An 11,637-nucleotide genomic window follows, 5' to 3' on the forward strand; every position below is an offset into this window, starting at 1 on the left:
AGCACCGATGACTTCCCTGCCCCCGCCCCCGACGCCCCCGGGCGCCGCGCCGGGCGACGACTCCGCCGCCCGCCGCCGCGCGCTGCTCGGCGTCGGCGTGCGCGCCGACCTGACCGACCCCGCCGACACCGCGCGGGACCTGGTGCTGCGCGGCACCGGCGGCGGCGTCGACCTCGACCTCGTCGACGGCGTGGACGCGCTCTGCCAGGACCTCGCGGTCGGGCTGACCACGCTGCGCGGCAGCGACCCGTTCAACCTGCGCTTCGGCTTCCTCGGCCTGACGCCGATGGTCGAGCAGACGTCCCCTGTGCTGGCGCGGGAAGGCCTGCGCAGCGCCGTGGTCGAGCTGGTCGCGGCCGACCCGAGGGTGCGCCGGGTGGTCGACCTGTCCGCGCCGTCGCCCACCGGCGACGTCGCTTCCCGCCGGCTCGACATCACCGTCTCGTTCGAAGCGGTCAGCGGCGACCCGGCCACGTTGAACACCGGTGGCCTCGCCTCCGGCACGCCGTTCGGGGAGGTGGCCCCGTGAGCGACGAGACCAGCATCGACCTGACCGACGTCCTCGCCGTCGACGAGACCGTCACCCGGACCACCGGCAGCGCCGGCTTCGGCGTGACCCCGGCGGGGTTCCTGCCCAAGCCGTTCACCCGGCTGCTGGCCGAGAAGATCGCGCTCGCGCAGCAGCTGATCGACCCGGCCATCGACCTCTCCAGCGGCAGCGTCGTGCGCAAGCTCCTCGAGGTCACCGCGCTGGAGGACGCGCGGACCTGGGCCGCGCTGGCGGCGGAGTACGACGACAGCTTCGTCGGCACCGCCCGCGGCCGCGCGCTGTCCGACCTCGGCGAGGAGCTCGGGATCACCCGGCCGTTCCTCGCCGCGACCGGCTCCGTCACGCTGACGCTGGCGAAGGCACTGCCCGCGAGCGTGCCGAAACTGGTGCTGCCACGCGGTTCCCGGCTGTCGACACCGGGCGGGCACCGCGTCGCGCTGGCCGCCGCCGTCCAGTTCACGACCGGGGTGAGCACCGCCGTCGTGCCGGTGACGAGCTTCGACCCCGGACCGGTGGGCAACCTCGACCCGGCCGTCGCCGACGCCGGTGGCGGGCACCCGCAGCGGATCGACCGGTGGGAGGTCGCCGACGCGAAGCTCGCCGGGATGATCGCGGCCGACGTGGCGGCCGGTTTCCTCGCCACGGCGTCGTCGATCGGCCAGGGCCTGGTCCGCGTCCAGCACACGCAGGCGCTGACCGGCGGCAACGCCCAGTTCGACGACGACCGTTACCGGGCGCTGCTGCTCGCCGCGCCGCGGTCGCTGTGGACGGCGGACTCGATCGCCGCCACGGTGGCGCTGGTCCCCGGCGTGCGGCAGGTCGTGGTGCGCGACGGCTGGGGCGGGCTGGACCTGTCCCAGTCGATCTTCGGCCAGTTCGCCTTCTTCGAGCGGCTGTTCGCGGCCGACCGCGACCTGTCTTCGCCGTTCTTCGTCTCGGTGCTGGTGGCCCCCACCGAGGCCGCGGTCTGGGACGGCGCGTCCGGGCTGCGCGCGGCGGTGCAGCAGGCGATCCGGGACGTCCGCCCGGTCGGGATCTTCCCCGACGTCGTGCGGGCCGAGCAGGTGTTCTTCACCGTCCAGTCCGACGTGGTCACCGCGGGCCTGCCGCTGCCGTCGGGGTCGGTCGCCGGCCGCAACCTGAGTCCCGCCGCGCTGGCGCTCAAGCAGCGGCTCGCGGCCCGGCTGCGCGGGGTCGTCGACGGGCTCTCGCTGGCCGAACCGGTGCGGGCCGCGGCGCTGTCCGCGGCGATGATGGCCGAGCCCGGCGTCGTCGACGTCGGCGACCTGCACCTGATGCGGTTCCCGTACGCGGTCGACGGCGTGGGATCCGGTGGGGAGAGCGACACCTCGCCCGACGTGCTCGACCAGGACGAGAACCTCGTCGTGGGGGCCGACCAGATCGCGGTCTTCGTCGAGTCGCCCGGCCGATTGACGGTGCGGTGAAGCCATGACCACCCGTTCCCTGCTCGACCCGGACCACCTCGGTGCCGGGGTGCTGGCCGCCGCGGCGGCCGAACTGATCGGGCCGCTGTCCCCGGCGGCCACCCCGCGCCCGCTGACCCTGAAGGCCACGACCTCGCCCGGCCAGGCCGAGGCGGTGGTCGACACGACGACCCGGCACCCGCTGGTGCTGTGCACCGTGCTGTCCGATGTGGACGTCCAGGGGCTGACCATCCTGCCCGCGGTGAAGACCGGCGGCGGGGCGCCGCAATCCCTGCCGGTGGTGACGTTCGCGCCGCACACCGCGGCGGGCACCGCGCTGGTGGCCGCGCTGCCGCCGGCGGGCAAGGGCGACGTCACGGCGCCGTTTTCCGTGCTGGCGCGCGGGATCCTCGGCGGCGAGCTCGGCGTCGGGCTGAGCACCGCGCAGCTGCTCGCCGCGGTCCGGTTCGACCTCGTCGAGGGCGTGCTCGGGCGGCTGCTCACCGTGCTGCTCGACGAGAAGGGCCGGATCCGGCGCACCGCGCGGGAAATCCGCGCGTCGCGGACCCTGGCGGTGGCGAGCGGCAACGCGCTCGACCGGATCGGTGCCGACCTGTCCAGCCCGCGCTTCTCCGACGAGCTGTTCTGGGACGCGGCCGGCCAGACCCCCGCCACCCGGCCGCTCCAGCCGGAGGGCACCCGGGAGGACGACGAGTCCTACCGGGACCGGCTGCGGGTCCTGCGTGGCGTGCGGCTGCCCAGCCCGCCGTGGATCGGCTCCGCGCTCGCCGACTTCCGCGCCGACGTCGGCGTGCCGGGCACGGTCGGCGTCGACGAGGTGGCGGACCCGCAGCTGATCGCCCTGCGGCTGGTGGCTCCGGGCGCGCCGGCCGCGATCGGGCAGCTGCTCAACGCGATCCGGCGGGTGCACCTGGTCTGGCCGGCCGGCAGCACCGAAGGCGACGACGCGCACGCCCACCGCCTGCTGCCCCCGGACGTCGCCGCGCACGTGGACACCCAGCGCGCGGCGCTCGCCACCTGGCAGGTGCAGCCGTTCCAGCCCCTCGCGCCCAGCGTGGCCGAAGCACTGACCACATTGGACGCGCGGTGCGTTCGGCTGGGGGCCCGGCCGTGGCCGAAGGTGCTCAGGGGACAGGACAACGCCGGCGGCTCCCGGTTCGAGCTCGGGTTCGGTGCTCAGCTGGCGGCCCCGGTGGCCGCCCAGCTCGACGCGGCGGTCACCGCGGCGGGCAAGCTGAAGGACCCGAACCTGGTGCCCCAGCCGCGATCGGCGGACCCGGCCGGGGCGTGGCTGCTCCGGGCGTGCGGCCTGCACACCGTCGAGCCGGACGCCGACGGCACGGTGTTCGTCAGCACCGCGCCGATGGGCCCGCTCGTGGTGGACGTCGAGCCGGACGCCGCCGGGGACGTCCCGCTGACGCTGTCCGCGCGGCTGGTCTCGGCGACCGACCCGGCCCACGACGTCCCGGTGGTCTCGGTGATCACCGCGCTCGCGGGCGCCGGGCTGACCCCGGTCGCGAACCCCGCGGCGGCACTGGCGGCGGCGCGGTCCACCAGCACGGTTTCCGGGCTGGACGCCGCGCTGGACAGCCGGAGCGTGCCGAAGGTGACCGACGTCGCCGCGTTCACCCGCCAGCTGGCCACCGTTTCGCCCCGCGACTACGTGCTCTTCGACCTCGGCGCGACGCGCACGGCGGCGGTGCTCGCGAACTCGGCCGTGCTGAGCCCGCTGTTCACCACGGCCACCGCCGCCGGCGCGAGCAGCGTCGTCGCGCTGGTGACCGGCACCGGGACGCTGGCGCTGCTGTTCGGCGTGACCGGGCTCCCGCTGGCGGGCGCGAACCTGGCGGGGGAGCACACGCTGGTCCACCGCTGGCAGGTGCGCGGGCTCGGCGACCAGCACGCGACGCTGTCGTCGAGGCGCGGTCCGGTCGTCACGATCCCGTTGTTCAACAACGGCATCAGCGTCGTGTCGTGCGTGGTGGGGCAGCGCTCGGGCGCCAACGACCCGTACACGTGGCGGCCGTCGCTGCCCGACGGCACGCTGCTGAGCCTGCGCCAGTACGAGCACCTGCTCAACATCGTCGAGCTGGTGACGCCCGTCGGGGTGCGGGCCGACACCTTCGCCATCCGGCGGCAGCACGTCGACGTGGACGGCTCCGGCCATCCCACGGGCCTGAACATCGCCGCCGCACGGGCCTACCGGCACTACCGCCTGGCGCCGTCCGCGCGGGCAGGACAAGGAGAGATCTCATGAGCGACGAACAACTCGTCTACGGCGTCCCGGCCCACACGATCGTCGAAGCCCTCCGCGGCGCGGGCGTCGCGGAGGACGACGTCGTCGCGGTGCTGGGCCGCGCGATCGCCCGCTCGTCGGGCCCCGGCCTGGCGGCGACGGTGAGCCCGCCGTTCGTGTTCCAGACGAGCGTGCCCCAGTCGGCGCCCCAGTGCGAGCTGCACTTCGAGCCGGTGTTCACACACCCGGACTTCATCGACGGCGTGACGGTGGTGCAGGCGGGCGAGACGCCGACGGAGATCGGGTTCAACCACCGGTTCCACGCCCTCGAGACCGACCTCGGCGGGGTCGCGGAGGCACTGCGCACGGTAAGCAACTGCATCAAGGAGCTGCGGCTGGAGCTGTTCGGGGTGGTCCAGGAGCTGCAGGTGAAGATCACCGCGATCGACCGGCGGATCGACCCGATCAAGGACAAGACCGAGACCAAGGAGTCCAAGGAGAAGGAGAAGGACAGCAAGGAGGGCAAGGAGTCCAAGGAGAAGGAAGGCAAGGACAACAAGGAGAGCAAGGAGAAGGACAGCAAGGAAGGCAAGGAGAAGGACCGGGGCAAGGACGGGCAGAAGGAGTTCGTCGACCTCGCCGGCACCTTCCCGCCTTCGCCGTCCGACCCCGCGTCTGTTCCGGAGGGCGACGAGCGGACGTTCATCTCCCTGGAGGACCGCCCCGACGTCGGCCGCGACGCACTGTCCGAAGAGGACAGCTGATGCTGCTGATCCTGGCCCACGCCCACGATGCCGCCGCCCGCGCCCTGGCGGACCGCTGGGGCGACGAGGCGCTGTTGCTGACGGTCGACGAGCTGCACCGGGCCCAGTGGGCGCTCTCGATCGACCGCTCCGGCCGGGTGCGGGCCGAGCTTTCCCTGGGAAGTCCCGTTTCGGTGACCGGCGTGGTGAACCGGCTGGGGGTGCTCACCGGCGCGGACCTGGCGCGGGTGCGCCGTGAAGACCGCTCGTACGCGGCGGCGGAGCTGACGGCGTTCCTGCTGGCGTGGCTCGACGCGTGCCCGGCCCCGGTGCTGAACCCGCCGAACCCGCGCTGCCTCAACGGCCCGGCGTGGAACCCGGAGGAGTGGGCGGACGCGGCCGCCGCGGTGGGCCTGTGCGTGGCGGCGGTCCACCGTTCGGTCGGTTTCGCCCCGCCCGTGGCGGCGGTTCCGGAGGGGGGCCACCGCGTGCACGTGGTGGGGGAGGTGTGCGTCGGCGAGGTGCACCCCACGGTGGGGCGGCAGCTGCGCGAGCTGGCTTCGCTGGCGGGAGCACCGTTGCTGACGGCGACCGTGTCCGGGCTCGGCGAACGGGCGGAGGTGCGGGAGATCTCGGCGTGGCCGGACCTGGCCGACCCGGCGGTGGCCGACGCCCTCGCGGTGGCTTTGGGGCGCGCCGCGAGTGGTGGGTTGGTGACGGAGGTGGGGGAGTTGCCGGGGTACGTACCCGAGGCGCCGGCGGGGTATTCGCCGCTTGCCGCTGTGTCTCGGGGGCCGGTCGGCGGTGGGGAGTCGGGTGCCGGGGCGTCGGGCCGCCGAGGCAGTTCCGCGCGGGCTGGGGTGGGGGAGTCGTTGGGGCATGTTCCCGGAGCGGCGCGGGGGCAGGCGGCCGCTGCTTCGCCGGGCCGGCGGGGCAGTTCCGCGCGGGCTGGGGTGGGGCAGTCGCCGGGCCATGTCCCCGATGCGCCGGTGGGGAATTCGGCGCTTGCCGCTGTGTCTGGGGGGTCGGTCGGTGGTGGGGAGGCGGGTGCCGGGTCCTCGGGCCGCCGGGGCAGTTCCGCGCCGGTCGGGGTGGGGGAGTCGTTGGGGCATGTTCCCGGAGCGCCGCGGGGGCAGGCGGCCGCTGCTTCCCAACGCCGCCTGGGCAACTCCGCTCCGGTCGAGGTGGGGCAGTCGCCGGGGCATGTCCCCGATGCGCCGGCGGGGTATTCGGCGCTTGCCGCTGTGTCTCGGGGGCCGGTCGGCGGTGGGGAGTCGGGTGCCGGGGCCTCGGGCCGCCGGGGCAGTTCCGCGCCGGTCGGGGTGGGGGAGTCGTCGGGCCATGTCGCCGTAGCGCCGCGGGGGCAGGCGGCTGCGGCCTCCCCAGGCCGCCGGGGCAGTACCGCGCCGGTCGGGGTGGGGGAGTCGTTGGGCCACGTCCCCGGAGCGCCGCAGGGGCAGGCGACCGCCACCTCCCCAAGCCGCCGGGGCACCTCCGCACCGGTCGAGGTGGAGGAGTCGCCGGGCCATGTCCCCGAGGCGCCGGCTGGCTACTCGCCGCTTGCCGCCGTGCCTCAGGGGCCGGTCGGCGGCGGAGAAGCGGCCGGCCCGGCGGTAGCCCGGGCCGCGAGCGGCGGGGCGGCGGCGGAGCCGCCAGACCATGTCCCCGAAGCGCCGCGCGGGCACGCGCCCGCTGCCTCCCCAAGCCGCCGAAGCACCTCCGCACCGGCCGATTCCTCCGGCGTGAAGGCGGTGGCCGGATGACCATCCTCCTCTGGGGCCTGGTCCGCGACCAGCCGATGGCCGCCGTCCGCACTCAGCTCGAGCGGCTCGGTGCGCCTGTCCGGTTCCTCGACCAGCGCCAAGTCCTCGAAACCACCGTCCAGGTCGATGGCGGCCGCACCAGCCGGACCGTCGTGACCGTCGCCGGCCGGGCCTTCGACCTCGACCGCGTTCAAGCCGCCTACGTTCGCCCGCACGACAGCACCCAGCTGCCCGGCCTGCGCACCCGGCCGCCCGGCTCGGTGGAGTGGCGGCACGCCGCCGAAGTGGATCAGGTGCTCAACGCCTGGACCGACCGGACCGGCGCCTACGTGCTGAACCGGCCGGAAGCCGCCGCCGGGAACGCGTCCAAGCCGTTTCAGCTGCGGGCCATCGCCGGAGCCGGGTTCGCCGTGCCGCCGACGCTCGTCACCAACGATCCGGACCGGGTCGCGGACTTCCTCCGCGAGCACGGTGACGTCATCGTCAAGTCGGCCAGCGGGGTGCGCAGCCGCGTGCGGCGGGTCCGGCCCGGGGACCGGTTCGCGGACGTCGCCGCCTGCCCGACGCAGTTCCAGCGCCGCGTGCCCGGGACCGACGTCCGGGTGCACGTCGTCGGCGCCGAGGTGTTCGCCGTCGAGGTGGACAGCGACGCCGACGACTACCGCTACGCACGGGTGCTCGGGCACCGCGACCCCGTCCTGACGTCGATCGAGCTGCCGCCGGAGGTCACGCTCCGCTGCTTCGACCTCGCCAAGCGGCTCGGGCTCCCGGTCGCCGGCATCGACCTGCGGCGCACCCCGGACGGCGAGTGGTACTGCTTCGAAGTCAACCCCTCGCCGGGCTTCACCTACTACGAATCGCAAACCGGCCAGCCGATCGCGGCGGCCGTCGCCGGGCTGCTGGCCGCGGCCGCGTTGTGCAAGGAGCACCCCCGATGACCACAATGGACACCCGGCCGGTCGAGGAAATCCGCTTCGGCGGCGCCCGGGTCTTCGCCGCCGATCTGTTCGGCCCGGCGGAAGTCGACCAGATCCGCGCGGCCGTGGACGCGGCGCCGGCCGAACTGTGGCACCACGGGCGGCGCACGCCGGGCGTCGGCGGCATGGCCACGATCGGCGAACCGCTCTACCGCAGCCGCGGCCGGCTCGACCACTACGCCGAGTGCGCGCGGGCGGAAAGCCGCTTGCTGTACCGGCACTTCCGCCTCGTCCACGAGCGGGTCGCGACGTTCTTCGAGCAGCGGTACGGGCTGCCGGTCGTGTACGCCGACGAACTCGCCGTCCCCGGGTTCCACGTGTTCGGCTTCGACGCCCCCGGCGAGTACGCGGGCGGCGGCTGGCACGTCGACGCCCTCGAGACGCAGGCGCCGTCCCTGATCGCGCGCGCGGCCGACATCACCGCGGTGGTCACCTTCACCGTGCCGTTCGAACTCCCGGACGGCGGCAGCGGCCTGGACCTGGAAGCCGGCGTCCCGGGTGCGCCGCCCGGCCACTACGGCGGGGGCGAGCCGATCACCGTGCCCTACCGCACCGGCACGATGGTGTTCACCGAATCCGAGCTGTGGCACCGGATCTCCGCGTCGCACTGCCTCACGCCGGGGCAGCGGAGGGTGACCTACCAGGGCCACGGCGTCCGCCTCGACGGCCGCTGGATCTTCTTCTGGTGAGCTAAGGGGCGGCGGAGAGGTCTTCGGGCGGGGTCCACAGTGGTGCGCCACCGGCCCGTTCGGGCCGCAGCCAGTGGTGCCGTTCGGCGGTTTCGCCCGCGATGCGCAGGAATTCCCGGACGGTCTCCGACTCCTCGCCCGCGCGCCAGGCCACCGACCACGAGTACACCGGCTGCAGCTCCTGCGGCCGGTGCACCGGGAAGCCGTGCTCGGCGTACCGGCGGGCGTAGCTCTCGAATTCGAGCAGGAAAGCGCTGTCCGGCGCGCGGCCGAGCACGGCGCGGCAGTGGTCGAACGTGCCGGGGTTGCCCAGCCAGCGCAGCGCGAGGCCGGTGTGCTGCTCGAACGAGCTCAGGTAGTGGCCGTGCACGTTGTACAGCGCCGTGCCGGGCGCGTCCGCGAAGACCTCGATGGGGCGCTCGTGCACCGAAACGGCCGCCCGGTTCGGGTCGCCGGACCTGCCGATCAGCCGGAACGGCTCGAGCCGCAGCGGCGCGTGCTGCCAGCCCGCCGGGTACTCGGCCCGCAACGCGCCGGTGACGCGCAGGATCGCGACGTCGAGGTGGTCGTCGAGCAGCGCGGCGAGCTGGCGGGCGCTGTCCATCTGGCTCTGGACCACCTGGACGCCCGGGTGCGCCGCGAGGTAGGCGTCGGTGACGACCCGGCTGGTGTCCAGCTCGAAGATGTGCGCGACCCGCAGGCGGTTCGGCGCGGGTTCGCGCAGCATCTGGCCGGCGGTGGCCAGCAGCTGCCGCGCGAGCTGCAGGAACCGCTCGCCGCGCGGGGTCAGGGTGACGTGGCGGCTGTCGCGCACGAACAGCGGCGCGCCGACCTCGGCTTCGAGCCGGCGGATCTGCTTGGACAGCGCCGGCTGGCTGATGTAGAGCCGGGCCGCGGCGCGCCCGAAGTGCAGCTCGTCGGCGACCGTGACGAAGTACCGCACCAGCCTGAGGTCGAGGTCCATCCGGGCCTTCCGTGCGGGAGCGTGGAGCGCCAACGATGCCATCCCGGCTATCGATGCGCACGCAGCAGGTCTTGGACGGCAGGGCCCGGGTCGTGTTGGCTTCTCGGCAGACGCCGTCCCCGAACTGGAGGATCCGATGGCACCCGCGGGTACCCCTGTCGTGTTCATCCACGGTCTGTGGCTCCACGCCACGTCGTGGACCCCCTGGATCGAGCACTTCCGGGCCGCCGGGTACGCCCCCGTCGCGCCCGGCTGGCCGAACGAGCCCGAAACCGTCGAAGCGGCCAGACAACACCCGGAAGCAGTCGCGGACATCGGCATCGACGACGCCACGAACCACTTCGCGTCGATCATCGAAGGCCTCGACCGGCCGCCGGTGATCGTCGGCCACTCGTTCGGCGGCCTGATCACCGAGAAGCTGCTCGGCCAGGGCATCGGCGCGGCCGGGGTCGCCATCGACCCGGCGCAGATCAAGGGCGTGCTGCCGCTCCCGCTGGCGCAGCTGCGCGCGGGCCTGCCCGCACTGGGCAACCCGGCCAACCTGCACCGGTCGGTGTCGCTGACCGAAAAGGAGTTCCGGTTCGGGTTCGGCAACGCGCTGACCGACGAGGAGTCGGCCGAGCTGCACCGGCGCTGGACGATCCCGTCGCCGGCCCGGCCGCTCTTCCAGGCCGCGGCCGCGAACTTCGTCCTGCACTCCGAGGCGAAGGTCGACACCGGCCGAGCGGACCGCGGCCCGCTCCTGCTGGTCTCCGGCACCGCGGACCACACCGTCCCGGACGTCGTCACCCGCTCGACGCTCAAGCAGTACCGCGACTCCACCGCCGTCACCGAGCTGAAGCAGTTCGAAGGGCGGGGCCATTCGCTCACCATCGACAGCGGCTGGCGCGACGTCGCCGACGCCGTGCTCGCCTGGCTGCGCGAGCACGGGGTCTGAGCCCTTGGAACTGGATCTGGGCGGCCGCGTCGCCGTCGTCACCGGGGCCAGCCGGGGCATCGGCCTGGCCGTCACCCGGACCCTGGTCGCCGAGGGCGTCCACGTCGTCGCCGGCGCCCGCGCGCCCGGGCCCGAGCTGGAGGAGCTCGCGCGGGCCGGGAAGGCGCACACGCTGGCTGTGGACCTCGGCACCGCCGACGGCCCCGGCAAGCTGGTGGAGCTGGCGCTGACCGAGCTCGGGCGCGTCGACATCCTGGTCAACAACGTCGGCGCCGTCAGCCCGCGGCCGAACGGCTTCCTGCTCGTCACCGACGAGGAGTGGACCCGGTCGATCACCCTCAACCTGCTGAGCGCGGTCCGCGCGACGCGCGCGGTGCTGCCGACGATGGTGACCGCGGGCCGGGGCAGCATCGTCACGATCGCCTCGATCAACGCGACCCTGCCCGACCCCGGCGTCATCGACTACAGCGCGGCGAAGGCGGCGCTGGTCAACTTCACGAAGTCGGTGTCGAAGGAGTTCGGCCCCCGCGGGGTCCGCGCCAACGCGATCAACCCGGGCCCGGTCGCGACGGACCTCTGGCTCGGCTCGGGCGGCGTGGCCGAGACCGTCGCGGCGGGTTCCGGCGCGACCCCCGGCGCCGTGGCCGACGAAGCGGCCTCCCACGCCGTGACCGGCCGCTTCACCCAGCCGGCGGAAGTCGCGAACCTGGCGGCGTTCCTGGCCGCCGACCGGGTCGCGGGCAACATCACCGGCGCGACCTTCACCCTCGACGGCGGGTACACCACCGAAACGCACTAAAATTCGTCCGGACCATCGGCGACGGGGGAGCGGTGACGGACGAATCCGACGAATGGTTCGCGGTGCGCTGCCTCTTCCGGTGGACGCACGCGGGCGAAGAACCGTACGAAGAGCGCATAACGCTGTGGCGCGCGGCCGACCTCGGCGAGGCGCTGGCGCTCGCCGAGGCGGAAGCACGCGAGTACGCGGAGCGGGCCGAGGTGAGCTACCTCGGGCTCGCGCAGGGATATGCGACGGGCGAGAAGGAGCTGTCATCGGGCAGCGAGGTGTTTTCGCTGCTGCGCGACAGCTCCTTGCCGCCGGCGGAGTACCTGGAGCGCCACTTCGACACCGGTGGCGAGCACCAGGACCGCGGCTGAGGCGTCACCGCCGCTTGCCGAGCGCCTCCCGCTTGACGAAGCCGATCACCCCGGTGGCGACGAAGAGCACGGCGCCGACGATGATCAGCCAGAACAGGCTCTTGACGGCGATCCCGAGCACGACGAGGGCCGCCCAGATCACGAGCAGGCCGATGAGAAGTCCCATGGTGGTTTC

General features: G+C 74.1%; 12 protein-coding genes. 10 read left to right on the forward strand and 2 right to left on the reverse strand.

What is annotated here, in order from left to right:
• Positions 1–7 precede the first annotated feature (7 nt).
• The 7 genes from AB0B33_RS40850 to AB0B33_RS40880 are packed head-to-tail and all read left to right on the forward strand — an operon-like array spanning position 8 to position 8,403.
• Positions 8–529 (forward strand): hypothetical protein, encoded by a 522-nt coding sequence (locus tag AB0B33_RS40850; RefSeq protein WP_247022851.1) that lies wholly within the window; start codon positions 8–10, stop codon positions 527–529.
• A complete protein-coding gene (locus tag AB0B33_RS40855; RefSeq protein ID WP_360782085.1) occupies positions 526–1,995 on the forward strand; it encodes a hypothetical protein in 1,470 nt (489 codons plus the stop codon). Before AB0B33_RS40850 ends, AB0B33_RS40855 begins: the two co-directional genes overlap by 4 nt.
• Before the next feature lie 4 nt (positions 1,996–1,999).
• Complete coding sequence (locus AB0B33_RS40860; RefSeq protein WP_360782087.1) at positions 2,000–4,252, forward strand: hypothetical protein; 2,253 nt, start codon at positions 2,000–2,002, stop codon at positions 4,250–4,252.
• Positions 4,249–4,995 (forward strand): hypothetical protein, encoded by a 747-nt coding sequence (locus tag AB0B33_RS40865; RefSeq protein ID WP_360782090.1) that lies wholly within the window; start codon positions 4,249–4,251, stop codon positions 4,993–4,995. The genes AB0B33_RS40860 and AB0B33_RS40865 overlap by 4 nt, the downstream gene beginning before the upstream one ends.
• Positions 4,995–6,737 (forward strand): hypothetical protein, encoded by a 1,743-nt coding sequence (locus tag AB0B33_RS40870; protein WP_360782092.1) that lies wholly within the window; start codon positions 4,995–4,997, stop codon positions 6,735–6,737. Before AB0B33_RS40865 ends, AB0B33_RS40870 begins: the two co-directional genes overlap by 1 nt.
• On the forward strand, positions 6,734–7,675 hold the full coding sequence (locus AB0B33_RS40875; RefSeq protein ID WP_360782094.1) for a RimK domain-containing protein ATP-grasp: 942 nt from the start codon (positions 6,734–6,736) through the stop codon (positions 7,673–7,675). The genes AB0B33_RS40870 and AB0B33_RS40875 overlap by 4 nt, the downstream gene beginning before the upstream one ends.
• Entirely contained in the window at positions 7,672–8,403 is a 732-nt protein-coding gene (locus tag AB0B33_RS40880) for a hypothetical protein (RefSeq protein WP_360782097.1), read from the forward strand. Before AB0B33_RS40875 ends, AB0B33_RS40880 begins: the two co-directional genes overlap by 4 nt.
• A 1-nt stretch (position 8,404) precedes the next feature.
• On the opposite strand, the gene AB0B33_RS40885 is transcribed toward AB0B33_RS40880, so the two are convergent.
• Positions 8,405–9,367 carry a LysR family transcriptional regulator gene (locus AB0B33_RS40885; RefSeq protein ID WP_360782099.1) on the reverse strand — a complete coding sequence of 321 codons (963 nt, stop codon included), beginning with the start codon at positions 9,365–9,367 and terminating at the stop codon, positions 8,405–8,407.
• Positions 9,368–9,503: 136 nt separating this feature from the next.
• On the opposite strand from AB0B33_RS40885, the gene AB0B33_RS40890 reads away from it, so the two are divergent.
• The 3 genes from AB0B33_RS40890 to AB0B33_RS40900 are packed head-to-tail and all read left to right on the forward strand — an operon-like array spanning position 9,504 to position 11,462.
• Positions 9,504–10,304: an alpha/beta fold hydrolase gene (locus tag AB0B33_RS40890; RefSeq protein ID WP_360782101.1), complete on the forward strand. Its 801-nt coding sequence runs from the start codon at positions 9,504–9,506 to the stop codon at positions 10,302–10,304.
• 4 nt (positions 10,305–10,308) lie between these two features.
• Positions 10,309–11,103, forward strand: coding sequence for an SDR family oxidoreductase (locus AB0B33_RS40895; RefSeq protein ID WP_360782103.1), 795 nt, complete (start codon positions 10,309–10,311; stop codon positions 11,101–11,103).
• A 32-nt stretch (positions 11,104–11,135) separates the two neighbouring features.
• Entirely contained in the window at positions 11,136–11,462 is a 327-nt protein-coding gene (locus AB0B33_RS40900; protein WP_360782105.1) for a hypothetical protein, read from the forward strand.
• A gap of 4 nt (positions 11,463–11,466) precedes the next feature.
• Here AB0B33_RS40900 and AB0B33_RS40905 read toward each other — a convergent pair whose 3' ends face one another.
• Entirely contained in the window at positions 11,467–11,628 is a 162-nt protein-coding gene (locus tag AB0B33_RS40905; protein ID WP_360782107.1) for a hypothetical protein, read from the reverse strand.
• Positions 11,629–11,637 lie beyond the last annotated feature (9 nt).

Origin of the sequence: Amycolatopsis sp. NPDC049159, assembly GCF_040648295.1 — a bacterium.
GTDB lineage: Bacteria > Actinomycetota > Actinomycetes > Mycobacteriales > Pseudonocardiaceae > Amycolatopsis > Amycolatopsis pretoriensis_A.